Below are 26,892 nucleotides of genomic sequence, written 5' to 3'. Positions count from 1 at the left end.
TTGTCCTTCTCATTTTTAACTAGATTTAATTATATGGTCTACACATTCATGAACATAGTGGACATGATTATTAGCATTAGCTTTTATTAAGTCGTCTACATGGTGAAAAGTATAGCTATTGTCAGTTATTTCAAACATAGGTAAATCATTAAAAGAATCACCTATTGTATAGACGTTAGTGGTATTAACACCAATTTCATTTAAAATATGGTTAAGCCCATCACCTTTAGAACAGTTTTTAGGAACTATATCTAAAAAATGAGTGTTTCTATAGACTTCAACAAGATCTCCGTACTTTGAAATAATTTCAGTTTTTATGGCTTCAACTCTTTCTATAGAGTTGGAGATAGAATTAAAACATAATATTTGAAAATCACAATTAAGCCTAAAGATTTTTTCATTATTTAATACTTTAATATTATCTGCAAACTCAGCTACTAATTTTTTATCGTATTTATTCACTGGTACATAGCTTTCAGTACCGGTGTCTAGATAGATGTATAAGTCTTCACAATCTATATAATCTTTTATAATTGAAAGTGCTATAGAATTATCTATGCTTTTTTTATATATTATTTCATGTGAACTATTCATAACAATGGAGCCATTACATAAAACAAGGTAATCATATTCAAAATTGAATTTTTCACTAAGTATTCTAACACCTTCTAAAGTTCTACCAGTAGCTACTATAAATTTATGCCCATTATCTTTTAGGGTAGCTAAAGACTTTAAATCATTATCACAAATAATATTATCTCTAAAAAGTGTTCCGTCTAAATCACTAACTAGTATTTTCAAAAATTTATCCTCCGTATTTAAATATTAATTTAAATTTATAATTTACTTTTTATAATTTCTTTTACTGTATCAGGCAGTTTATCTATTTCTTCTTTAGATAAATTAGAAGTTTTTATCATAGGGTGTACATAAACTTCTACATCAGCAGGTTTAATTTTATTATTGTTACCTTCCATTAATTTATAGGATCCATTTATAGTGATTGGTACAATAGGAACCTTTGCTTTAGTAGCAAGCTTGAAACTACCGGCTTTAAATTCACCAATCTTGTCAGATTTACTTCTAGTTCCTTCAGGGAAAATTACTAATGATTGACCGGCTTTTAAAATTTCAATTCCTTCAAGGATTGTTTTTAAAGATTTACGAACATTGCTTCTATCAAGAAATATGCAATGCATATACTCCATCCAAGATCTAAGGACTGGAACTTTTAGCATCTCAACTTTAGCGACGTAACCTTTAGGTTTATCTATATAACTCATTAAAAGAGCTATATCAAAATTACCTTGATGGTTACTTATAAAAACCACAGGCTCATCTTTTGGAATATTTTCCTTACCCAAAACTTTAACTCTTGCACCACTAAGTTTTACATGGGACATGGCCCATTTAGATGTAGTTTTATGAATATAAGTATTAAATTCAGAATCAGAAAGCTTGTTTTTTAATTTTTTAACCTTATACATATGTGGAATTTTACCTATTAGGCTAGTTCCAAAATGAGTATACCAAATTATGGTTCTAAACATTAATAACACCTCGTTTAATATAGTGTAAGTTCTAAGTTTACATCTATAATTTTTTTTATATAAAACGCTTACTAATATATTTATAGGAGTAATTTCACAAAGTAAGTTCAAGTAGTTAAATTTAAACTTATTTTATCAAAAGAAACTCCTATTTATTATGTTTTCATAAGTAAGTTCGCATTAATCAAATAGTAATCTTTTAAAAATGAAACTCCTACTCACTTACGTTCGTAGGAGTACTCTTATAGAGTAAATTCGTGTTAGCCAAATTAAAATTTGGATAGTTACTCAAGTTCGAATAGCCAAATTTAAGATTTGGATTCTCAAAGGAAACTCCTACTCACTTACATTCGTAGGAGTAAGTTCGAATAACCAAATCTAAGATTTGGATTCTCACTTAAGTATACATTAATTTTTGAAATAATTAAAGCTAATATATAGTTCTTATGGTATAACCAGCATTTATTAAAGCTTTTTTTATAACTTGAATATGATTTTCACCATTAGCTTCTACAGTAACCTCAAGCAAAATATTTTTTAATCTATCTGTAGCTTTGAATTGATTATGTTCAAGCTGTACAATATTAGCTCTTAGTGAGGATAGTAATTCTGATATCTCTACAAGTTGTCCAGGCTTATTAGGCAGTTCTACATCAAAGCAAAAAAGCCTTCCTCTAGATACAAGTCCACTATTTATAAGAGAAGATATTGTAAGCATATCTATATTTCCACCACTTATAATAGAAACAATATTTTTATTGTAAGTGTTAAGCTTTTTAAGAGCTGCTAAAGAAACAACACCAGAAGCCTCAGCAAGAAGTTTATGTTTTTCAAGTAGTAGTATGAAACTTTCTACAATATCACTATCATCTACAGTTATTATATCGTCTACATTATTTTTTATAAATTCATATGTAAGGGTTCCAGGGTTTTTTACAGCGATACCATCAGCTATAGTGTTTACTGAAGGTAAGTTTACAATAGAGCCCTTTTTAAAAGAAAGTTCCATGGAGTTAGCACCAGAAGCTTGAACTCCTATAATTTTAATGCTAGGTTTTAAAGCTTTACAAACTAGGGAAATACCACTTATAAGTCCTCCACCACCAATAGGGCAAAGAATTATATCAATGTCATTAAGTTGTTCTAATATCTCTAATGCTATGGTACCTTGACCAAATATAACTTCCAAGTCATTGAATGGATGAATGAATATTGAATGTTCTTCTTGCTCTATTCTTCTAGCTTCATTGTAAGCATCGTCATAAACATTCCCAAATAATACAACATTCCCACCAAAATTTTTAGTATTTTGAATTTTTATAAGAGGTGTAGTTTTTGGCATTACTATTTTAGATTTAACATTAAAAAGTTTTGATGCATAAGCAACTCCTTGAGCATGATTACCAGCGGATGAGCATACGACACCTTTTGCTTTGTCTTCTTCGCTTAAAGTGGAAATTTTGTTTAGAGCGCCACGTATTTTATAAGCACCTGTTAGCTGAAGATTTTCACATTTCATATAAACGTTATTACAGCATTCTGAAGAAAATATTTCACTAAATATGAGAGGCGTTTCTACTACAATATTTTTAAGGTTAATTCTTGCTTTTTTAAATTGATTTAAATACATAAAAAATCTCCTTTATAATAAAATCATTATATTTACATTATATCAAATTTTAAACATTAAACACAAAAAATTAAAGAAGAATAGTTTGAATTTGACTATATTGTTTATTGATTTAGCATGATATAATATAATTAAAAAACTTGGAGGCTATAATGATTAAAAATGATGTAAAAGATACTTTAGCTGAAGAATTACTTATTTCAATTGAAGGTTTATTAAAGGATACTGATAATTTTAAGAATAATGTAGAAGCTTTGTATAAAAAATATTTAGGGTTCCCATCAGAATTTTTAGTAAAGCTTCCCTCAGAAGAGCTAGAAAGTCTATTTGTACATAATAGAATAAAAGATTATAGCAAAATAGCAGCATTAGGGATATTGTTTATTGATGAATGGGGATTTAGCACAAAAGATGAAATGGCATTTTTAAAACTAAAAAAAGGATATTTAATGCTAGCAGATATATATTTGAATAAAAAAGAGAATACTGTTCAATATTATGAAGAATATTTAATTAGAGTACTTAATGAGTTAAGTGAGTATGAGGTAGAAGTAAGTATAAAGAAATCGATGGTAGATGTATTCTTAGGCTATAATAAATTATCTAATGTAGATGATTTAATTTTTGAAATACTTAAACAAGACACAGGTTATATAGAAAAAGCTATAAATATATATGAGCAAATTATGAATCTACCAATTGAAGATATAGAAAAGAATTCAATGACTATAAATGAAATAAAGGACACTTTAGAAGAACTTAAACTTAAGAATGTTTAATAAATAAAGTAATTAATAGATTTATAAAATGTTAATATTTTTTTTATTTAGTCGATAATTATTATGACATTAAATCTAAGTCTTAAGAGGTAAAACGTATGAGAAATATGGGAGTACGAGGAAAAATAAATATTAGTATAATAGTATATTTATTATTATCACTTATAACTTCAGTATCGCTTAGAATACATTACTTAGAACCGACAATGGAAAAAATAAAAATTGATACTGCAAATTCATTAATTCAATCAGCTATAAATTTTATGGATATTAAAATTAATGAATTAAGCGATAATAACAAAAAAATAAGTCTTGTTGAACCATCCAAGACTCTAGATAATAATATTACTTTCCTTATGATTTATGATAAAAACTTAAAAGAATATTATAGTTATATAAATGGGAAAAATAATCAGGATAATGATTCAATAAAAAACACAATTACTAAGATAATATCTTCTAAATCGTATAAAGATAAAGGAATTATAAATATAAACTACATACCTACGTTTATTAGTATAGATAGAAGAAGTAGTGGTTTAGAAGAATACATAGTAGTATCAGGAACTATTATGGACTATGAATTCAAAAAAACAATGACAAAAGATGATTCTTTTGATATTTATAGTCTATATGTCAATGCATCTGATTTAATTTGTGCAAATGAATTTAAAAGCAAAAATCTTGGGAATATTTATAAATTTAATTCTGTAAACAGTTCTAAGTTTCTTACAAGGACAACATTAACAGATATATATGGTCAACCCAATATTGAAATTAAAATAAACTTTGATAAGGCTATAACACCAAAATTAGCTACTATAAGTAGTGATTTTTATTTGATTAGTGGAAGTGTAAATACAGTATTTATATTTATATTACTGATCTTCTTAAATATATCAGTTTTTAATAAGATTGATAAAATAAATAAAGAATTAAAAAAAATAGTGACCCCAAATAATGATGGGGATAAAGAAAAAGTAGATATTTTATCACAGGATATTTTAAGTATAAGTAAATATGTAGAAGATGTAAAATTGAAGGCGGACTTTTATTCAGAACGGGATTCTATAACAGGGTTGTACAATAGAGAAACATTTTTAAATAATAGATTGTTTTTTGAAATCAGTAATAATTATAAGGCACTTATTTATATTAATATAGATGGCTTTTCGATAATAAATAAAACACAAGGGTTTGAAAATGGAAATAATGTACTTAAAAATATAGGGATAGTAATAAAGCAATGTTTATCTGGTAAAAATATAGTAGGAAGAGTTGGCGGAGATGAGTTTGCTATATTAATGGAAAGTGATTCTTTAGAAAATGTTGAGACAACAATAAAAAATATAATTTATAAAATAAATAATAATATAAAGATAAATAATAAACCACATTTTATTTCTTGTAGTGTTGGTATTGAATATTGTTATAATAATGAAGAATCACCAGCAAAATATTTAAATAATGCTTATGAGGCAATGCTTACAGCTAGAAGCAAGGGAATAAATAATTATTCATTTTTTAAAGAAACTGAGATTAATTTAAAGGATAAAATAACATTGGATATGCTTCAAAATGCTTTAGAAAATGGAGATATAATGGTTTATTACCAACCTAAGGTAGATGTTAAAACTACTAAAATATATGGGGTAGAAGCATTAGCTAGATGGATTCATCCAACTTTGGGATATATACCTCCAAATATATTTATAGAACTTGCAGAAAAAACAGGATATATATTAACTCTTGGAAATTGGATTTTAGAAAAAGCATGTAGAGATATAATGGAAATAAATGAAGAGGCCCAGAAAAAATTCAGAGTGTCAGTGAATGTTTCAGCAATACAATTAATTAGAAGTGATTATTTTGAAGATATAAAAAATGTTTTAGAAAAGACAGGAATTGATCCTACTATGTTAGAGCTTGAAATTACTGAAACAGCAGCTATAGGGAATTTTTATGAAACTAACAAAAAAATTGAAAAAATCAAAGAACTTGGAATAACTATATCTATAGATGATTTTGGTACAGGATATAGTACGTTAACTTATCTTGCTAAATATAAAGTTAATGTAATGAAGATGGATAAATCAATTGTAGATGTAATAGATACAAATGAAGAATTTATAAGAAGCGTTATTTCTATGATACATTCTATCGGTGCTATTGCTGTTGCAGAAGGGGTTGAAACTTTTTCACAATATCATAAGCTTAAAGAATTTGATTGTGATTTGATACAAGGATATTATTTTTACAAGCCTGTATCTATGAAGGAATTAAAATCATTAGTATTAGATGAAAATAAAAAATATTGTGAATTATAGTAAAAAGACTTTATTTATTATATTTAATAAATAAAGTCTTTTGTAATTTTTTCATAAATTAGATGATTTATTTTAAAGAATGTGATATATTAATATTATATTTTGACTATCAAACAATTTGATTTAGAATATAAAGTACTAGCAATGTTTTAGGAGGAGTTTAATTATGAAGATAGAGCCAAAGTTTAGAGGTTTTTTATGTACAGCAGCACATCCTGTTGGATGTGCTGAAAATATTAGTGAACAAATAAATTATGTAAAATCTAAAGGTAAATTTAAAGGACCTAAGAATGTTTTAGTAATAGGTGCGTCAGCAGGATATGGTTTAGCATCAAGAATAGTTGCAGCTTTTGGATTTGGAGCAAGTACAATAGGTGTTAGTTTTGAAAAAGAGGCTGTAGGAAAAAGAACTGGTACTGCAGGATATTATAATACGAAAGCTTTTGATAAGTTTTGTAATGAAGAAGGTATTTATACAAAAAGCATAAATGGTGATGCATATTCAAATGAAATAAAAGAAAAAGTAATAGAAACTATAAAAGATGATTTGGGAAAAGTGGATTTAATTATATATTCATTAGCAGCACCAAGGAGAACTAATCCGTTAACTGGTGAAACTTTATCATCTGTGTTAAAACCTATAGGAGAATCTTTTAAGAGTAAAACAGTGGACTTTCATACTAAAGAAGTAAAAGATGTTACAATAGAACCTGCAAGTGAAGATGAGATTCGTCAAACAGTAGGAGTAATGGGAGGGGAAGATTGGAATTTATGGATTGAAGCATTAAAAAAGGCTGATGTGTTAGCAGAAGGGGTAAAGACAATAGCGTACTCTTATGTAGGACCAAGTATTACTTTTCCTATTTATAGAGAAGGAGCTATAGGTATGGCTAAAGATAATTTAGAAGATACTGCTAAGGAGCTAACAAAAAAGTTACAAAATATAAATGGAGAAGCGTATGTTTCTGTAAATAAGGCATTAGTTACTCAGGCAAGTTCTGCAATACCAGTGGTTTCTCTTTATATTTCTATTTTATATAAAATAATGAAAGAAAAAAATATACATGAAGGTTGTATAGAACAAATTCAAAGGCTATTTGAGGATGTATTATATGGAGATAATTTGAAATTAGATGAAAAAGGAAGAATAAGAATAGATGAATTAGAGATGAGAGAAGATGTACAAAACGAAGTAAATAACATATGGGAAAAGGTTAATTCTCAGAATATAGAAGAATTAACAGATGTAGAAGGATTTAGAAAAGAGTTTTTAAAACTTTTTGGATTTGGGCTTGACAATGTAGATTATGATAAGGATGCTGAAGTGTAAAATTATATTGGCACAACCTATATTTGGAAATAAAGAGGTGCAGAAAATTGAAAATGGAAAATTGAAAGTAGAGAATTTCTAGCTCTCAATTCTCAATTTTCAATTAAAAATTTTTTTATAAAAGAATATATAGTATATTTAAATGCATATATTATAAAGGTAAGGTGTTTGTATTAAAAGAAAACTTGAAGAACACCTAGAAATATAATTATAAATGCTGAGATTAAACTTGAATATTTTTGAGCTAAAGAAGATATAAAGTTTTTTGCTATATAAACTCCAAATGGAATTACTAAAATACTAAAAATAAAAGTTATTGAAGAGGTTAGATAGCAGTTAAACCCAGAGATGCCAGCACCTATACCGAGACCAAAGTTATTAAGAGCAAGAGCTATTGAAAGTCCTATAGACTCTTTTATATCTATGTTTCCCGACTTATCAAGATCAGCGATTTCTGGAGTGTTTAAAATTTCCTTAGGAGAAACATTATTAACGTCTTTTTTGGCTATATTAAGAGAGGGTTTTATATTTTTAAAGTAATCATATAAAAAATATAGTCCTATAAATATTAATATAAATGAACCTAAGGCACTTGCATAGAACGAAGGAATAAAATTTGTTATAGTTTTACCTAATGTCATCGCTATGAATGTACCTATAGCAGAAACAAGAGCTATTATAAGATTACTAGTCAAATCTATTTTAATTTTCTTAATGCCATAGGCTACTGCCACTGTAAAATTATCAATACTTGCTGACAAAACAAAAAGTATTATAGATATTAGTGCCATCATTTTTCCTCCTAAAAGTTACTACTCAATTTAATATATTTATGAGTATAAGTTTTTGTGACTATATTATAGGTACAAGCAATATAAGGAAGAGTGGCAATTAATATTTATATGGAATATACTAAAAAACCAGAACTTTTTAGGAGTTTAGTATATGAATATTTTATTTTTTCAGTGTGTAGCAGTAATGCTAATTTGTTTAATAGCAGTAATATCTTTAAAGTTAAAAAGTGAGGTTTATATAAAAGTGGATATACCACATAAAATAAGAAGAAGTGCATATAATATTATAATAATAAATAAAGCAATCATAATAATATTAGGAATATTACTTTATATGTCATTATTATGGTAAGAAAGCAGGCTATAACTATTTAATATAGATATAGCCTGCTTTCTTATGAGCAAATTTTAAATATTTTGAAGAGTGAACTGTATGAAAAGATATTTAAATTAAGTAAGTATTTATATTACTTACTTAATTTATTGGGAAAAGAAATAGGAGTTAAGCATATATTCACTATTATATTTTGAACACAATTTCTTTAGATAGAGTTTAACTTTTGACATATCTTCAGATGACATAAGTTTCGCAAAATGATTTTTTTCAAAGTTTGAAGCGTTATTTTTAACGTAGCCCCATACATGGTCAAAGGTATTTTTTTGGGAACCTATGTTTAAAGGTTTATTAAGTGCGTCATCAACTAAAGAATAAAATTCTAAAAAGCTACAATTATTTTTAACTAAGCTAGAAACTTGTTTATAAAAACTGTAGTCATGTTCCATAATTAGATATTTATATTTAGCCCATTCTTCATATAATTTGGAAATCTTTAATGGGCTATTGTTTAGTTCTTCCAAAACGTTAATACATTTTATTGCAGATATATCCTTATCTTTAACTTCCAACATAATATCAGCGTTAAATTCTTTGATTTCATTGTAATATCTAAGAAAATCTTTTATAAAAATAGTATTAGAGTGAGAACCCATTTTTTTATCTAGTGCTTGCTGACTATAATGAACCTTCATTTGTCCATCACATTCTTTCCAAGTAGTGATAACCTTTGAATATATATCATAAAAACTATAATTGTTATCACCATAGCAATCATTATGTAGATTATCATAAACCATAGGTATATTTAAGGTTTTACTTATATAAAAAACTTCATCTAAAGAAAAATTTTTCTCATCATTTTCTATAATTAATCTTTTTTGGGCAGAAGTACTTAAAGAATCAAAGCTATTTATGAACCTTTTAATACTAGCATTTTTATCGCCATAAACACCTCCTATATGTAGTACTATTTTATTAGAATAATCTACATCCAAACTATCAAGAAATAAACAATGATATTCGATATCCCTTATAGATTTACTTACTATATTAGGATCAGGAGAATTAATAACTGTATATTGGCCTGGATGCATGGAAAGTCTTATATTATTATTTTTTGCATAATTACCTATTTCTCTTAGTTCATTTTTGAAATAATTGCTCCAATCAAAAGTATTTATCTCATGGGAACCTAGAGGAACTATATCTGAGCTTATTCTAAACATATATATATTGTTCTTTAGATTATCCATAAGTATATATTTTAGATCTTCAAGATTATATTTAAGTATTTCAATTAGTTTTTCTTCTGAATAATCTTTAAGAAATAATTTTCTATTTGTTCTATATGGAATAGTAATTGGTATACAAGCGTATCCTATCTTCAAAATAATACCTCCTTTTGGTAGAATTTTTTATCTTTTTAATTAATTGATAATTATATAATATAATAATTTTGTAAAAAATCAATAAAATTGATTGTTTTATATATAAATGTTTGATTTAATAACAAATTATTATTATTTTGCACAAAGTGTTGACAAAAAGAAAATTAGGTAGTAAAATTTTAGCAATAGGAAAAAAGTACTAGTTAAATATAAATGCTTAGATAGAGAAGGTTATTTGATTTGAAAAAAGTTACAGAGAATGGAGATTTGGTGAGAATCCATACTTTTAATTAAATAATTATCACTCTTGAGCAGTGTCCCGAAAATAAAAAAGAATTTTTTTATGAGTAGATGATTACCGGTATGCTCCGTTATAAGCAAGGGTTTGATTGAACCTAGTGATATTTTGTGGTGGTAGTTTATTACTCATTCTTATGGTTTATATCATGAAGAATGAGTTTTTTTTATATATTTATGTAAAAAAATATAAAAATTTTAAATAATAGGGGGGTGCTAGAATGGATAAACATGTTTTATCAGTATTAGTTAAAAATTCATCAGGAGTTTTAAGTAGAGTTGCTGGTCTTTTTTCAAGAAGAGGATTCAATATTGATAGTCTTTCTGTAGGTAGAACAGAAAATCCTGAATTTTCAAGAATGACAATTACTCTTATGGGAAATGATGATGCACTAGATCAATTTATTAAACAACTTAATAAATTAGAGGATGTTCTAAAAGTAATAAATTTGACACAAGATGAGGCGGTTTATAGAGAGCTTGTACTTATTAAAGTAAGTGCAGACTGTAATCAACGGTCTATTATAAATGAAGTTGTAAAGATATTTAGATGTAAAATCATAGACTTATCAAAAGATACTTTAACTATAGAACTTACAGGTGATGAGAGCAAGGTGACAGCACTTATTAAACTTTTAGATGAGTATGGTATAAAAGAACTTGTTAGAACTGGTATAACTGGCTTAGAAAGAGGGGCTAAAGATATAAATAGCTATGGTGAATATTTTGAGGCTAATTATAATAGCTAATTTTTTAAATTGCCTAAAGGGGGCTGTTAATTTTTATGGAAAGGGTAGTTATTCTAGATTCAACGCTTAGAGATGGAGCCCAGGGGCAGGGTATTTCATTTTCTGTTGAAGATAAGCTTAAGGTTTGTAAGGTATTAGATTCAATAGGTATTGATTATATAGAGGCTGGAAATCCAGGTTCAAATCCAAAGGATATGGAGTTTTTTAGAAAGGTTAAAGAGCTTAAACTTAAAAAATCAAGGATAGTAGCATTTGGTAGTACAAGAAAGGCAAATATTGAGATAGAAGAAGATAATAATTTAAAAAGTCTTCTAAAAGCAGATACCAAAGCTGTTGTTATATTTGGTAAAAGTTCAGAATTTCAAGTTAAGGAGATATTAAAAACATCTTTGGATGAGAATTTACTTATGATAGGAGAAACAATAAAGTTTTTAACTGAAAAAGGTAAAGAAGTAATTTTTGATGGAGAACATTTTTTTGATGGTTTTAAGCAAAATAGGGAATATGCGTTATCAACTTTAAAGATTGCAAAAGAATCTGGAGCAAAAACTGTAGTGCTTTGTGATACCAATGGTGGATCAATGCCAGACGAGATAATTAATATAGTCAATATTGTAAAGGAAGAATTAGATTGCAATATAGGGATTCATTGTCATAATGATTGTAATATGGCGGTGGCAAATTCAATAATGGCAGTAAAGGCAGGATCAAATCATATACAGGGAACATTTATAGGAATAGGAGAAAGATGTGGGAATGCTAATTTAACTTCAATAATAGGAAATTTGAGCACAAAATTAGGATATGATATTTTGGATAAAAATAGTATTAATAATCTTACTAAAGCAGCAAGATTTATAGCAGAGATTTCAAATATAACATTAAATGATGATATGCCTTATGTGGGTAATTCAGCTTTTGCACATAAAGGAGGTATGCATATTGATGCGGTATTAAAAACACCTACTGCTTATGAGCATATAAATCCTGAAAGTGTAGGGAATAATAGAAGATTTTTAATATCTGAGGTCAGTGGTAAATCTACTGTTTTAAAGGAAGTTCAAAAGATATTTCCAAATATGTCAAAGGAGTCAAAAGAAATTAAACTTATAACAGATAGACTTAAAGAATTAGAATACGAAGGATATCAGTTTGAAGGTGCAGAAGGAACTGTTGAACTTGTTATGAGAAAAATAATTGGAAAATATAAACCTTTCTTTAAATTAAATCATTTTAAAATAATAGGTGAACAACCAGAAGCTATGGATAAATTTGTATCAACAGCTATTATGAATATTAATGTTGATGGTAAAAATGAGATAACAGTGGCTGAGGGAGAGGGACCTGTTAATGCTTTGGATAAAGCACTTAGAAAAGCACTTGAAAGATTTTATCCTGAATTAAAAGAAGTAAGACTTTGTGATTATAAGGTTAGAGTATTAGATACTGAAAATGCAACAAGTGCTAGAGTAAGAGTTCTTATAGAATCAACTGATGGCAGAGAAAATTGGAGTACAGTAGGAGTTTCTAGAGACATTATAAAAGCTAGTTTTATAGCTTTAGTTGATTCTATTGAATATAAACTTATAAAAGATATAGAAAGAAAAGTAAAAACATATTTTTAGGGGGCTGAAAAAATGGGGATGACAATGACACAAAAAATACTTGCAAAACACGCAGGACTAGATTATGTAAAGGCTGGTCAATTAATTGAAGCTAATTTAGATTTAGTTTTAGGAAATGATATAACAACACCAGTTGCTATAAAAGAATTTCAAAAGCTTGGATTTGATAATGTTTTTGATAAAAAAAAGGTAGCTATAGTTCCTGATCATTTTGCGCCTAATAAGGATATAAAGGCTGCAGAACAATGTAAGTTTATAAGAGAATTTGCTTATGAAAAAGAAATAGAAAATTTCTTTGATGTAGGAGAAATGGGAATAGAACATGTGATAATTCCAGAAAAAGGTTTAGCTGTAGCTGGTGATTTAATAATAGGTGCAGATTCACACACTTGTACTTATGGAGCACTTGGAGCTTTTTCAACAGGTATAGGCTCAACTGATATGGCTGCTGGTATGGCCACAGGTAAATGTTGGTTTAAGGTACCACAAGCTATTAAGTTTGTTCTTAAAAATGAACCTGCAAAATGGGTTTCAGGTAAAGATATTATACTCCATATTATAGGTATGATTGGTGTTGATGGAGCTTTATACAAATCAATGGAGTTCTGTGGAGAGGGAGTAAAACATCTTTCAATGGATTCAAGATTCACTATAACAAATATGGCTATTGAAGCAGGAGCTAAAAATGGTATTTTTGAAGTTGATGAAAAGACTATTGAATATATGAAAGAACACGCCACAAAAGAATATACCATTTATAAGGCAGATGAAGATGCTGAATATGATGAGGTTTATGAAATAGATTTAAGTACACTTAGACCAACAGTATCTTTCCCAAGTTTACCTGATAATACAAAAACTATAGATGAAGTAGGAGATGTAAAAATCGATCAAGTAGTTATAGGTTCTTGTACTAATGGAAGGATGGATGATTTAAGAGTAGCTGCTAATATAATGAAAGGTAAAAGAGTAGCTAAGGGAGTTAGAACTATAATACTTCCAGGAAGTCAAAAAATATATCTTCAAGCTATGGAAGAAGGTCTATTTAAAATATTTGTAGAAGCTGGAGCAATTGTATCTACACCAACTTGTGGACCATGCTTAGGTGGACATATGGGTATACTTGCAAATAAAGAAAGAGCAGTTTCTACAACAAATAGAAACTTTGTAGGTAGAATGGGGCATATTTTATCAGAAGTATATTTGGCAAGTCCAGCAGTTGCAGCAGCTTCTGCAATAGCTGGTAAAATAACAGATCCAGAGACTATTATGGGGGGGCAATAAAGTTATGAAAGTAAAAGGTAGAGTTTTTAAATATGGAGACAATGTAGATACAGATGTTATAATTCCTGCTAGATATTTAAATACATCAGATCCAAAGGAACTTGCAGGTCACTGCATGGAAGATATAGATATTGATTTTGTTAAGAACGTTAAACCTAAGGATATAATAGTTGCAGACAAAAACTTTGGATGTGGTTCCTCTAGAGAACATGCGCCGATAGCTATTAAGGAAAGTGGAATAAGTTGTGTTATAGCGTCTACATTTGCAAGAATATTTTATAGAAATGCAATTAATATAGGACTTCCTATTTTAGAATGTGAAGAGGCTGTAAGGGCAATAGATGCAGGAGATGAACTTCAAATAGATTTTTCAACTGGGTTAATAGAGAATATTACAAAAAGTGAAAGTTATCAAGGAGAACCTTTTCCAGAATTTATGCAACAAATTATAAATAATAATGGGCTAATAGAATATATAAAAAATTCAAAAAAATAATAATTTAAACGTGGGGGAATTAGTATGGATTTTAAAGTAGCAGTAATAAAAGGAGATGGAATAGGACCAGAGGTTGTTGATGAAACAATAAAGGTTTTAAGTAAAATAGAGGAAAGGTATAATCATAAATTTAACTATCAATATGTACTTGCAGGTGGAATAGCTATAGATAAAACTGGCAATCCATTACCAGAAGAAACCCTTAATGTGTGTAGAAATTCACAAGCTGTATTACTTGGTGCAGTAGGTGGTCCCAAGTGGGATAATCCTTCAGCAGAAGTAAGACCAGAACAAGCACTTTTAGGACTTCGAGGAGGTTTGAATTTATATTGCAATTTAAGACCAGCCCTTTTATATGCACCTCTTAGAAACGCATCTCCACTTAAAGATTCTATAATTGGAGACGGAATAGACATAAGTGTAGTTAGGGAGTTAACTGGGGGTATATATTTTGGTGAGAGAAAATTAGAGAAGATTGATGATGAGGAAATAGCTTATGATACTGAAAAATATAGTACTTCAGAAGTAAGAAGAATTGCAAAGATAGCATTTGAAATAGCTATGCAAAGAAATAAAAAGGTTACAAGTGTTGATAAAGCTAATATATTAGAGAGTTCCAGACTTTGGAGAAGAGTTGTTTCAGAGGTCGCTGAGGATTACAAAGAGGTGGAACTTAATCACTTATATATAGATAATGCAACAATGCAACTTGTGAAAGATCCAAGACAATTTGATGTAATAGTAACTAGTAATATGTTTGGGGATATATTATCAGATGAAGCATCTATGATAACTGGTTCTATAGGAATGCTTCCATCAGCAAGTCTTGGAGAGAATAGTTTTGGTATGTATGAACCTATTCATGGTAGTGCGCCAGATATAGCTGGTAAGGGAATTGCCAATCCATTAGCTACAATATTATCAGCAGCTATGATGCTTAGATATAGTTTTAAATTAGAAGAAGAAGCTAAGGTAATTGAAAATGCTGTTATTAAAGTGTTAGAAGAGGGATATAGGACTGGGGATATAATGAGTGAAGGTATGAAGATTACATCAACTAAACAAATGGGGGATTTAGTTGTAGAAAGAATCTAAAATAAAATTAGGGTTTAAAGAAGGAAGTGAGTTTAACATGAAAAGTGATTTGATAAAAAATGGTGTGGATAGAGCACCTCATAGATCACTCCTTAAAGCAGCTGGTTTTTCTGATGAAGAATTAAAAAGACCATTAATAGGTGTTGTTAGTTCTCAAAATGATATTATACCAGGTCATATTAATCTAGATAAAATAACTGAAGCTGTTAAAAAGGGGGTTTTAATGGCTGGAGGTACACCTATAGTCTTTCCTGTAATAGGAGTTTGTGATGGTATAGCTATGGGGCATGAAGGAATGAAATACTCTTTAGCAACAAGGGAAATTATAGCTGATTCTGTAGAGTGTATGGTGAAAGCTCATTGTTTTGATGGATTAGTTATTATTCCTAATTGTGACAAGATAGTTCCAGGGGTTATTATGGGGGCTCTTAGGGTAAATGTTCCAACTGTATTAGTTTCTGGAGGAGCTATGCTTTCTGGAAAAGTTAATGGAGAGGCAGCAAGTTTATCTACTGTGTTTGAAGCAGTAGGAGGATATACTGCAAATAAAATAAGTTTAGAGGAATTAAAAGATATAGAAAATAAATCATGTCCAACTTGTGGTTCTTGTTCAGGGATGTTTACTGCAAATTCAATGAACTGTTTATCAGAAGTTTTAGGAATAGCTTTACCTGGTAATGGAACTATACCAGCTGTATATTCTGAAAGAATAATACTTGCAAAGCATGCAGGTATGTCAGTAATGAAACTTGTTGAAAAAGATATTAAACCAAGAGACATTATAAATGAAAAAAGTATAAGGAATGCTTTAACTGTAGATATGGCACTTGGATGTTCAACTAATAGTGTCTTACATTTAGCTGCTATAGCAAATGAAGCTAAAGTAGAATTTAATTTAGATATGATAAATGAAATAAGCAATTCTACACCGAATATTTGTAAATTATCACCAGCAGGAAAACACCATATAGAAGACCTTTATAGAGCTGGTGGAATAAGTGCAGTGATTAAGGAATTATCTAAACTTAATCTCCTAGATTTAAATTGTATAACTGCAACTAGTAGAACCCACGCTGCTAATATAAAAAATGCTAAGGTTTTAGATAGAAGCGTAATAAAAGAAGTAGAAGAACCTTATAGTAATTATGGTGGATTAGCTGTTTTAAGAGGAAATCTAGCATTAGATGGAGCAGTAGTTAAGAAGTCAGCGGTATTAAAGGAGATGTATGTACATCAAGGGCCAGCAAGAGTATTTAATTCAGAGGAAGATGCAATTAAAGCTATATATGAAAAGAAGATAAATAAGGGCGATGTTGTGGTTATAAGATATGAGGGACCAAAGGGTGGTCCAGGTATGAGGGAAATGCTTTCTCCAACTTCTGCTATTGCAGGGATGGGGTTAGATAAATATGTGGCACTTATAACAGATGGAAGATTTTCAGGGGCAACTAAAGGTGCTTCCATAGGACATGTATCACCAGAAGCTGCTGAAGGAGGGATTATAGCTTTAGTAGAAGAGGGGGACATAATTTCTATAAATATAAATGAATGTAAACTAGAATTATTGGTTTCGGAAGAAGAACTCAATGTAAGAAGAAAGAGTTTTAAGCCTTTAGAACCTAAAATAAAAGAAGGGTATTTAGCAAGATATTCAAGGCTTGTAAGTTCAGCTAATTTTGGGGCAGTTTTAAAATAGTTGCAAACTTGGGTGGAGGATTGAAAGTGTTTTATAAAATTATTTTAAAAAATTAGGCTTAGCTATCAACTTTTATTGATGGTTATAAATAAAAAGAAATAACTTAAATAGCAATAAACAATAATTAAAAATTATAAAAAAGGGGGTATAAAAAATGCTTTTAAATGGAGCTGAGATATTAATTAATTGTTTGTTAGAACAAGGTGTTGATACTATATTTGGATATCCAGGAGGTGCAGTTTTAAACATTTATGATGCGCTTTATAAATATCAAGATAAGATAACTCATGTTTTGACTTGTCATGAGCAAGGGGCAGCTCATGCGGCAGATGGCTATGCTAGATCTAGTGGAAAAGTTGGAGTTTGTCTTGCAACTTCTGGACCAGGAGCTACAAATTTGGTTACAGGAATAGCTACTGCATACATGGATTCCATTCCTTTAGTAGCTATTACAGGAAATGTTACTATGCCACTTTTAGGAAAGGACAGTTTTCAGGAAGTTGATATTTCAGGTATAACTATGCCTATAACAAAGCATAATTATATGGTTAAAGATATTAATAAACTACCTGATATTATAAGGGAAGCCTTTTATATAGCTAAGGAAGGTAGGCCAGGACCTGTTCTTATAGATATACCTAAGGACATTACAGGGCAAACTGCTATATATGAACATCAAGAACCTGTTGAACCTAAAAGAAAAAATAAGTATATAACAAGAGAGGCGTTAGAAAAGGTAGCAAAGCTCATAAATCAAAGTGAAAGACCATTTATATTTGCAGGGGGTGGCGTAATAGCTTCTAGTTCAGAAAATGAATTAAAGCAATTAGTAAATAAGATAAATGCGCCAATTACAACGTCACTTATGGGAATAGGAGCATACGATTCTAATGATAATTTATATACAGGTATGATAGGTATGCATGGAACTAAGGCTTCAAATTTACTTGCTACCAAATGTGATTTGCTTATAGCAATAGGAACAAGATTTAGTGATAGAGTTCTTAGTGATAGAGAGCATATTGAGAACGCAAAAATAGTTCATATTGATGTAGATCCAGCTGAAATAAATAAGAATATAAAGGTTGATTCTTATATAATTGGAGATATTAAGTTGGTACTTAGTAAATTGATACCTTTAATAAATGAAAAGAATAATCTAGAGTGGCTAGATACCATGAGCTTTTTGAAAAAACAAAAAGCTATAGTGGATAGGCAAGAAGAAGCTTTAACACCTCAATTTCTCTTTCAAAAATTAAATGAAATAACCAATGGAAATTTAATAATGACAACTGATGTAGGACAACATCAAATGTGGGCTGCACTTTATTATAATTTTAAATATCCACGGACTTATATATCCTCTGGAGGTCTTGGTACGATGGGATATGGATTAGGAGCGGCTATAGGTTCACAGTTTGCTAATAAAGATAAACTTGTTGTAGATATATCTGGGGATGGAAGTTTTGGAATGAATTGTAATGAATTGGCCACGATTGTTTCAAATAAATTACCTATAGTAATAATAGTAATGAACAATAATTCTTTAGGGATGGTAAGACAATGGCAAAACTTTTTTTATGAAGAAAGGTACTCACATACTACATTAAATAGAGAAACGAATTTTGTAAAACTTGCAGAAGCTTATGGACTTAAAGGATATAGGGTGGAGTATAAAGAGGAACTGGATGGTGTATTAAGAGAGGCTATTGGATGTAAGCGCCCTGTTCTTATAGATTATATAATTAACGAAGATAAAAAGGTATTTCCAATGGTTGCACCAGGAGAACCAATATCTAAAGTTATATGTGAAAAAGATATAATGGAGCTTGCTTCTGCGAATGTAAGTGAGTAGGAAGTTAATGAAAATAGTTAGTAAGATTTTTAAGAACTTTAAAATAAATATTTTAATAATTATATATTTTAAAGATTTCTTAAAGTTTACAAATAAAAAGGGGGATTAAAAAAATGGCAAAAATGTATTATGAAAAGGACACAAATTTAGAACTTTTAAAAGGAAAAAAGGTAGCTATAATAGGTTATGGTAGCCAAGGACATGCGCACGCATTAAATTTACATGAAAGTGGAGTTGATGTTATTGTAGGTCTTTATGAAGGAAGTAAATCCTTTGAGAAAGCAAAGGAAGCTGGACTTAATGTGGCATTAGTAGCAGATGCTGTAAAGAATTCTGATATAATAATGATATTATTACCAGATGAAAAGCAAGCAAAGGTTTATAGAGAAGAAATAGCGCCATATTTATGTGAAGGAAAGGCTTTAGTATTTGCCCATGGATTTAATATTCACTATGGTCAAATTGTGCCACCATCAAATGTTGATGTGTTTATGGTAGCGCCTAAAGGACCAGGGCACATGGTTAGAAGAACATATACTGAAGGGTCAGGGGTTCCTTGTCTAATAGCGGTTCATAATGATTATACAGGGAAAGCAAAAGATTTAGCTTTAGCATATACAAATGGTATAGGTGGAGCTAGAGCGGGAATACTAGAAACTACATTTAAAGATGAAACAGAAACAGATTTATTTGGAGAACAAGCTGTTTTATGTGGTGGAGTTAGTGCACTTATAAAAGCAGGCTTTGAAACCTTAGTAGAAGGAGGGTATGCTCCAGAAAATGCATATTTTGAATGTCTTCATGAGATGAAATTAATAGTGGATCTTATGTATCAAGGTGGAATGAGTCTTATGAGATATTCTATAAGTGATACAGCAGAGTATGGGGATTATTCAGTTGGTAAGAGAATTGTTACAGATGAAACTAAGAAAGAAATGAAAAAGGTACTAACAGAAATACAAGATGGTACATTTGCTAGAAACTGGATACTTGAAAATCAAGCAGGAAGGCCTAGTTTTAATGCTATAAAGAAAATGGAAAGAGAACATCAAATAGAAAAGGTAGGAAAAGAACTTAGAGAGATGATGTCTTGGATAAATACAAAATCAATAAATTAAATTTAAAAAACTAGAGGAATTTAAGCGAACTGCTTCATGTCAAGTAGACATGGAGCAGTTCATTTAAGTTCTAGTTTTTTTTATTTTTAAAATAAGGCATATTTCCTAAAATAATAAAGCAATATATTCATCTATTATTTTTTTATATGCCTAAAATATATAAATTAAGTTAATGATAATATTGAATATATAAATTGCTTTGGTAAAATATTAATAAAGAAATTTAGGAGGGAAGTTTTTATGAAAAAAATAGTTTTAGCAGGTGGTTGTTTCTGGGGTGTTGAAGAATATATTTCAAGAATTAAAGGTGTTGTGAAAACAAATGTAGGTTATGCAAATGGAATTACAAAAAATCCTAGTTATAAGGAAGTTTGTACAGGAATGACAGGTTATGCAGAAGCTGTTTATGTTGAATATGATGAAAATCAAATAAGCTTAAAGGAGCTTTTAAATAAATATTGGGAGATAGTTGAACCAACTGTATTAAATAGACAGGGTCCGGATATAGGTCATCAATATAGAACAGGAATATATTTTATAGATACTGAAGATAAAAATTTAATTATAGAGAGCAGAAATGAAGAACAAAAAAAATACGATAGTCAAATAGTTACTGAAGTAGAAAAATTGGAGTGTTATTATGTTGCTGAGGAATATCACCAAAAATATTTAAAGAAAAATCCAGAAGGATATTGTCATATAAATTTAAATTAATTTCAAAAGTAATTTAATAAAGACGTTGTGTAGGAATAATAATTTTTTCTAAAATATGAATTTTTAATAAAATTATTAAATAAATATAGAATGTTAAAACTACTTTATAAACTTTTAACAATGTGTTAATATATGTAATAAGGGTTAAAAAATACTAAGGAGATTGATTGTATGACAAAGTTAAATCAATTAATTAATATTTTAAGAGGAAATAGAAAAATATTTATACAAACTCATAATTCTCCAGATCCAGATGCAATAGCAACAGCTTTTGCACTTAAAAAACTTTTAGATAGAAAAGGAATTGATGCTACTATATGCTATAAAGGAGAAATAGAAAAGTATAGTACACTTAGAATGATAGAGTTATTAAATATAGATATAACATTTATTGAAAGTATAGATTATATGAGTAAAGATGATTACATAATACTGGTAGATTCACAAAAATATAATTCTAACATAACTGATTTTATTGGTGATGAGGTAGCATGTATAGATCATCATCCTGTTTTTGTGAATAATAAATATAAATTTAAAGATATACGAGATAATATAGGAGCTTGTTCAAGTATATTAGCAAGCTATTTTATAGAAAATAATATAGGGATAGATGAAGATACAGCTACGGCTTTATTATATGGTATTAAAATGGATACTTTAGATTTATCAAGAGGTGTTAGTGATTTAGATATAGATATGTTTTATTACTTATATAAAAGAGCAGATAAAAAGAAGATTTCAAAGATACAAAAAAATACTTTAGAATTTTCAGATTTAAATGCTTATGGAAATGCTATTCAAAATATAAAAATATACAGAAACATAGGTTTTGTAAATATAGGCTTTGATTGTCCAGATGTGCTTTTAGCTTGTATTTCAGATTTTATTTTAAGTCTTAAAGAAATTGATTTTGTAGTTGTATATTGTGAAAAAGAAAATAAATTAAAGTTTTCGGTTAGAAATGAAAGTGAAAATTTAGATGCAGGAAAAATAATCAATGAAGCAATAAGTGGATATGGTAATGGCGGAGGACATAAAACAATGGCTGGAGGTGTAATACCTAAAAAAAATATGTGTCACATAATTGGAGAAGTAGATACATTTATTCAATACAAGTTTTTAGAAACTATAGATAAGTATGAAAGTGACGAGAAAAAAGATATAATTTAAATTAGTAAATTTGTTTAAGTAAGAGGAAAAATAAATGTTAAATTATTTTATTGGATATATTATAATTATAAACTCATATACTTTTTATTTAATTTATTCTGACAAGAAAAGAGCGCGTAATAAAAAATGGAGAATTCCAGAAAAGAAGTTTTTTATCTTTTCAATTTTAGGAGGAAGTATAGGCACTATAGCATCTATGAAAATATTTAGACATAAGACTAAACATTGGTATTTCAAATATGGTATTCCCTCAATTTTAATTTTTCAAATTTTAATAATATATATTTTCTACAAATTAAAAATAGTTTTATTTTGCGTTTAACAAGTGTAAATATAAATTTACATTTTTAATTGCAATATATATAATAATTTAAAATAGAATACTCACTAATATTTCTGTAAGAATATTAAAAATCGTTAATCTTTAAAAATAATGAAAAATATACAAATATGTTTATACTTGATTTTTTTTTTAGAATGAAATATAGTATAGTAGGTGCTAAACGAAGTTTTATACATAAAATGAGTTTAATTTAGTTAGTATTATTTATAACAAAAGGACAATTCTAAAGTCCTGATTTAGGAGTGAATAAGATGAAGATATTTGGTTATGTTATCTATGATATAACATTTGTATTTCAAATATTAGTACTACTGTTAAGTATGTATTATTTCATACTTGGAATATGTGGTATTTATAGAAAGAAGGATAAAAAAGTATTTGACCCTAAAAAAAGTTTTGCTATGATAGTTGCTGCACACAATGAAGAAGTTGTTATAGCGAATATGGTAGATAGTTTAAATAAGTTAGATTATCCAAAAGAAATGTATGACATATTTGTTATAGCAGACAATTGTAATGATAATACTGCAAAGATAGCAAGAGAACATGGTGCTGAGGTTTTTGAAAGATTTAATAAAGAAAAAAGAGGAAAGGGTTATGCCCTTGAATGGATGTTTGATAAAATATTCAAAATGGAGAAAAAGTATGATGCAGTTTGTATATTTGATGCAGATAATTTAGTTTCTCAAAACTTTTTAAAAGAAATGAATAATAAGATGTGTGAAGGTTTTAAAGTTGTTCAAGGATATCTAGATTCTAAAAATCCAGATGATTCATGGATTGCAGCATCATATTCAATAGGTTTCTGGTCGGTTGATAGATTCTTTCAATTATCAAGAGCAAACTTAGGATTAACAAACCAAATAGGGGGAACAGGTTTCGCTGTAGATACAAGAATACTTAAGGAATTAGGTTGGGGAGCTACGTGTTTAACTGAAGACTTAGAGTTTAGTTGTAAATTAGTTTTAAACGGAGAAAAAGTTGGTTGGGCTCATGATGCTATAATTTATGATGAAAAGCCTTTAACTTTTAAAGCTTCGTGGAATCAAAGAAAAAGATGGATGTCAGGTTTTGCCGATGTTGCTTCAAGATTTTTCACAAAGCTTATGAAAAAAGCTATAAAAGAAAGAAGTTTTGTAACTCTTGATTGCGCTTTATATCTTATTCAGCCATTTGCTGCATTAGTTATAGCAACAGGGTTGCTAATATTACCGGCTATAAAGCAAGTTGTTTCCTGGGTAAATTATTTGATAGATCCGAATGTAGCTTATGATGCTCATATAGTTACTATTATGGATTTGGTTGGAAAAATTAATACGGCGTTTGGTTCACAATCTCAATCAAATAATGGTATGACTACTATTATGGGATTAGTTATGATATTTGGCTCTATACAATTTATGGTTACGCCTTTAATACTACTTTTAGATAAAAAAATATCTAAAAAAATGTTTGCTATATTAGGTGTATATTCTTTAAATTTCATAGCAACAAGTAAAATATGCGAAAGTTTAACAACCATATGGAAGGATAATACATTTGTTAAAAGTTATCTTATAGAAGATGTTCATAGGAAAGTAAATGTAGATGGCGTTTTAAAGAGCGTTACTAATACAGAAGTTCAAATTTGGGTGTCATGGACACTATTAGTTATTGTTGCTGTTCTGTTTATAGGTGGTATATACTTATTTATAGGTAAAAAAGAAGCTAGATTCTTCTATAGAATTGCATATTTATACTTAATATTCTCAATTTCTTGGCTTCCGATTACAATCCAAGGAATAAAAGAAAAAGATAATAAAGAATGGTCTCATACAAAACATGTCAGACAAATAGGAATATATGACGTTTAATGAATAGACACCCAGACTTTGGGTGTCTATTATATTTAAATGAGAATCCAAATCTTTGCTTTGGTTATTCGAAGTTAAGTGACGTTTTGAATCTTAGATTTTAAGTGAAAAATTAAATTTTTAATTTAGAAATTTGAACGTATTCCTATGAATGTTAGTGAATAGGAGTTTTTTTAATGGAATTTATTTAGTTAATAATAAAAAACTTTGAATAAAAAAAGAAATAATGATAAAATGAATGTAAAAAAAAGTAAGGTATAAGAACCTATGTTTGACAATGCTGTTTTTAAATTTTATACTAATCTAGAATTATAAGAAAATATAATTTGTTAGATATAAAAAATAGAATATTATATTCAAAAGGATATAAAACTATAATAAATTTAATTTTTAGTTCTTAGAGGATGTGGAGGAGTTTACATATGAGCAATAATAAAATACAAAGTGGTAGCTATGATGTCACGGATTTAACGTCTCTTGAAAAGCTAGAACCAGTAAGAATAAGGCCAGGTATGTATATAGGTTCTACAGGTAGCAAAGGTCTACATCATTGTGTATGGGAGATATTAGACAATGCTATTGATGAAATATCTAATGGATATGGAGATAAGGCTACTGTGGTTTTAAATAAGGATAAAAGTGTTACTATAATAGATAATGGAAGAGGTGTTCCAACAGGAATACATCCTATTAAGAAAAAATCAGGGGTAGAGATGGTATTTACAGAACTTCATACCGGAGGTAAGTTTAATAATAAAAATTATAAAACTTCTGGAGGACTGCATGGTGTTGGAGCTGCTGTTGTAAATGCACTTTCAAAATGGTTAGAGGTTGAAGTTTATCAAAACGGTAATATATATAGACAACGATTTGAAAATGCAATGGATAAAGAACTTAAAAAAGTAATGCCAGGTACTGCAATAACGACTTTAGAGGTAGTAGGTAAGACTAAGCTTACAGGAACTAAGGTTACATTTATGCCTGATAAAGATGTTTTTACTAATACTGAATTCAAATTTGATATTATAGATGAAAGACTTAAGGAGCTTGCTTTTCAAAATAAAGGCGTAAGACTTGAGTTTGTGGATAGAAGAAAAGATGAAGAAGTAGTAAAGGAATATTTTTCAGAAAATGGATTGCTTGATTTTATTTCCTATTTAAATGAAAGTAAAACTGCAATACATGAATTACCTATATTTTTTGAAGGTGAAAGAATGGTTGATAATATTCAAATGTATGGAGAAGTTTGCCTTCAATTTACTGATTCAACAACTGAATATATAGCAAGTTATGTAAATAACATACCAACTACTGAAGCTGGAACACACGAAAGTGGATTTAAAACTGGTATGACTCGTTCTTTTAAGGAATGGGCAAAGAAGCTTAATCTTATAAAGGAAAAGGATAAAGAGTTTGAAGGTGATGATCTTAGAGAAGGTATGACTGCAATTGTTAGAATAAAAATAACAAATCCAGTTTTTGAAGGTCAAACAAAAACTAAGCTTGGAAATAATGAAGCTTATACTATGATGAATGATTTAGCTTATACTAAATTTTCAGAATGGATAGAAGATAATAAAGAAGTTGCAACCATGATTATAAATAATGCTTTAGATGCGGCTGCTAGAAGAGAAAAGATAAAAAAGATAAATGAAGCTGAAAAGAAGAAAATAGGTAAAGGTACGGCACCTCTTGCAGGTAAGATTGCTGTGTGTACTTTAAAAGATAAGAATGTTAATGAATTTATAGTAGTAGAAGGGGATTCTGCTGGAGGTTCAGCAAAGCAAGCAAGAGATAGACGTTTTCAGACTATAATGCCTTCTAAGGGTAAGATAATGAACACCGAAAAGCAAAAGCTTGAAAATGTACTTGCATCAGAAGAACTTAAAATATTTAATACTGCCGTAGGAACAGGTACTTTAGACAATTATAAAGAAGAAGATTTAAAATATGATAAAATAATAATAATGAGTGATGCTGATGTAGATGGTTACCATATAAGAACTCTTTGGATGACATATATATATAGATACATGAGACCATTAATAGCTAATGGACATTTATATCTAGCTCAACCACCTTTATATAAAGTTTATAAAATGGGTAAAAATGCAGATAATGCAATTTATGCTTATTCAGATGATGAACTTGAAAAAGGTAAAAAGAAAATTGGTAAGGGAGCTTTAATTCAAAGATTTAAAGGTCTTGGAGAAATGAATCCAGAGCAGCTTTGGGAAACTACATTAAATCCAGCAACTAGAACTTTAGTGCAAGTTACTATAGAGGATGCGGCTAAGGCTGAAAAAATGGTATCTCTTTTAATGGGTGATGTAGTAGAACCTAGAAAAAACTATATGTACAAGTACGCTGAATTTTAGGATATCAAGTAAAATTTAGCTTGATATGGGAGCATTAGAACGGGCAATCATCGGGTAAATGTATAAAACTGAAAGATAGGC

At 28.9% G+C, this 26,892-nt stretch carries 22 protein-coding genes; 17 read left to right on the top strand and 5 right to left on the bottom strand.

What is annotated here, in order from left to right:
- Positions 1–15: 15 nt before the first annotated feature.
- The 3 genes from BUB01_RS01485 to ilvA form a co-directional block, all read right to left on the bottom strand.
- A complete protein-coding gene (locus BUB01_RS01485; protein WP_072984562.1) occupies positions 16–801 on the bottom strand; it encodes an HAD-IIB family hydrolase in 786 nt (261 codons plus the stop codon).
- 35 nt (positions 802–836) lie between these two features.
- Entirely contained in the window at positions 837–1,550 is a 714-nt protein-coding gene (locus BUB01_RS01480; protein ID WP_072984788.1) for a lysophospholipid acyltransferase family protein, read from the bottom strand.
- Positions 1,551–1,980: 430 nt separating this feature from the next.
- A complete protein-coding gene (gene ilvA / locus BUB01_RS01475) occupies positions 1,981–3,180 on the bottom strand; it encodes a threonine ammonia-lyase (protein ID WP_072984560.1) in 1,200 nt (399 codons plus the stop codon).
- A 152-nt stretch (positions 3,181–3,332) separates the two neighbouring features.
- On the opposite strand from ilvA, the gene BUB01_RS01470 reads away from it, so the two are divergent.
- The 3 genes from BUB01_RS01470 to fabV all read left to right on the top strand — a co-directional run bounded on the left by BUB01_RS01470 (position 3,333) and on the right by fabV (position 7,616).
- On the top strand, positions 3,333–3,959 hold the full coding sequence (locus BUB01_RS01470; RefSeq protein WP_072984558.1) for a hypothetical protein: 627 nt from the start codon (positions 3,333–3,335) through the stop codon (positions 3,957–3,959).
- 98 nt (positions 3,960–4,057) lie between these two features.
- A complete protein-coding gene (locus BUB01_RS01465) occupies positions 4,058–6,286 on the top strand; it encodes a putative bifunctional diguanylate cyclase/phosphodiesterase (protein ID WP_072984556.1) in 2,229 nt (742 codons plus the stop codon).
- Positions 6,287–6,452: 166 nt separating this feature from the next.
- Positions 6,453–7,616 (top strand): enoyl-ACP reductase FabV, encoded by a 1,164-nt coding sequence (gene fabV / locus BUB01_RS01460; protein WP_072984554.1) that lies wholly within the window; start codon positions 6,453–6,455, stop codon positions 7,614–7,616.
- Positions 7,617–7,789: 173 nt separating this feature from the next.
- Here the strand turns inward: fabV and ytaF are convergent, their stop codons facing one another.
- Positions 7,790–8,407 (bottom strand): sporulation membrane protein YtaF, encoded by a 618-nt coding sequence (ytaF, locus tag BUB01_RS01455; protein WP_072984552.1) that lies wholly within the window; start codon positions 8,405–8,407, stop codon positions 7,790–7,792.
- 154 nt (positions 8,408–8,561) lie between these two features.
- Here ytaF and BUB01_RS01450 point away from each other — a divergent pair, with 154 nt between their 5' ends.
- The gene (locus tag BUB01_RS01450) at positions 8,562–8,762 is read left to right on the top strand and encodes a hypothetical protein (RefSeq protein WP_072984550.1); all 201 of its coding nucleotides are present in this window, start codon (positions 8,562–8,564) and stop codon (positions 8,760–8,762) included.
- A gap of 128 nt (positions 8,763–8,890) precedes the next feature.
- Here the strand turns inward: BUB01_RS01450 and uvsE are convergent, their stop codons facing one another.
- On the bottom strand, positions 8,891–10,135 hold the full coding sequence (gene uvsE / locus BUB01_RS01445) for a UV DNA damage repair endonuclease UvsE (protein WP_072984548.1): 1,245 nt from the start codon (positions 10,133–10,135) through the stop codon (positions 8,891–8,893).
- A gap of 518 nt (positions 10,136–10,653) precedes the next feature.
- Between uvsE and ilvN the strand changes: the two genes are divergently transcribed.
- The 13 genes from ilvN to BUB01_RS01380 all read left to right on the top strand — a co-directional run bounded on the left by ilvN (position 10,654) and on the right by BUB01_RS01380 (position 26,811).
- On the top strand, positions 10,654–11,181 hold the full coding sequence (ilvN, locus tag BUB01_RS01440; RefSeq protein ID WP_072984546.1) for an acetolactate synthase small subunit: 528 nt from the start codon (positions 10,654–10,656) through the stop codon (positions 11,179–11,181).
- Positions 11,182–11,216: 35 nt separating this feature from the next.
- Positions 11,217–12,806, top strand: a complete 1,590-nt coding sequence (gene cimA, locus BUB01_RS01435; protein WP_072984543.1) for a citramalate synthase — start codon at positions 11,217–11,219, stop codon at positions 12,804–12,806.
- A gap of 12 nt (positions 12,807–12,818) precedes the next feature.
- Positions 12,819–14,090: a 3-isopropylmalate dehydratase large subunit gene (gene leuC / locus BUB01_RS01430; RefSeq protein WP_072984541.1), complete on the top strand. Its 1,272-nt coding sequence runs from the start codon at positions 12,819–12,821 to the stop codon at positions 14,088–14,090.
- Between the two features lie 4 nt (positions 14,091–14,094).
- Complete coding sequence (leuD, locus tag BUB01_RS01425; RefSeq protein WP_072984539.1) at positions 14,095–14,586, top strand: 3-isopropylmalate dehydratase small subunit; 492 nt, start codon at positions 14,095–14,097, stop codon at positions 14,584–14,586.
- A 24-nt stretch (positions 14,587–14,610) separates the two neighbouring features.
- Positions 14,611–15,681 (top strand): 3-isopropylmalate dehydrogenase, encoded by a 1,071-nt coding sequence (leuB, locus tag BUB01_RS01420; protein WP_072984537.1) that lies wholly within the window; start codon positions 14,611–14,613, stop codon positions 15,679–15,681.
- Positions 15,682–15,718: 37 nt separating this feature from the next.
- Positions 15,719–17,377 carry a dihydroxy-acid dehydratase gene (ilvD, locus tag BUB01_RS01415; protein ID WP_072984535.1) on the top strand — a complete coding sequence of 553 codons (1,659 nt, stop codon included), beginning with the start codon at positions 15,719–15,721 and terminating at the stop codon, positions 17,375–17,377.
- 154 nt (positions 17,378–17,531) lie between these two features.
- A complete protein-coding gene (ilvB, locus tag BUB01_RS01410) occupies positions 17,532–19,232 on the top strand; it encodes a biosynthetic-type acetolactate synthase large subunit (RefSeq protein ID WP_072984533.1) in 1,701 nt (566 codons plus the stop codon).
- Between the two features lie 113 nt (positions 19,233–19,345).
- The gene (gene ilvC, locus BUB01_RS01405) at positions 19,346–20,350 is read left to right on the top strand and encodes a ketol-acid reductoisomerase (RefSeq protein WP_072984531.1); all 1,005 of its coding nucleotides are present in this window, start codon (positions 19,346–19,348) and stop codon (positions 20,348–20,350) included.
- A 240-nt stretch (positions 20,351–20,590) separates the two neighbouring features.
- Positions 20,591–21,064, top strand: coding sequence for a peptide-methionine (S)-S-oxide reductase MsrA (gene msrA, locus BUB01_RS01400; protein ID WP_072984529.1), 474 nt, complete (start codon positions 20,591–20,593; stop codon positions 21,062–21,064).
- Between the two features lie 171 nt (positions 21,065–21,235).
- The gene (locus BUB01_RS01395) at positions 21,236–22,237 is read left to right on the top strand and encodes a DHH family phosphoesterase (protein ID WP_072984527.1); all 1,002 of its coding nucleotides are present in this window, start codon (positions 21,236–21,238) and stop codon (positions 22,235–22,237) included.
- 34 nt (positions 22,238–22,271) lie between these two features.
- Positions 22,272–22,559: a DUF1294 domain-containing protein gene (locus BUB01_RS01390; RefSeq protein WP_072984525.1), complete on the top strand. Its 288-nt coding sequence runs from the start codon at positions 22,272–22,274 to the stop codon at positions 22,557–22,559.
- A gap of 272 nt (positions 22,560–22,831) precedes the next feature.
- Positions 22,832–24,433: a glycosyltransferase family 2 protein gene (locus BUB01_RS01385; RefSeq protein ID WP_072984523.1), complete on the top strand. Its 1,602-nt coding sequence runs from the start codon at positions 22,832–22,834 to the stop codon at positions 24,431–24,433.
- A gap of 422 nt (positions 24,434–24,855) precedes the next feature.
- Positions 24,856–26,811: a DNA gyrase/topoisomerase IV subunit B gene (locus tag BUB01_RS01380; protein WP_072984521.1), complete on the top strand. Its 1,956-nt coding sequence runs from the start codon at positions 24,856–24,858 to the stop codon at positions 26,809–26,811.
- The last annotated feature ends 81 nt before the right edge of the window (positions 26,812–26,892 follow it).

Source organism: Clostridium cavendishii DSM 21758, assembly GCF_900141845.1.
Taxonomy (GTDB): Bacteria; Bacillota; Clostridia; order Clostridiales; family Clostridiaceae; genus Clostridium_AG; species Clostridium_AG cavendishii.
This window is presented reverse-complemented; position numbering and strand designations above follow the sequence as displayed.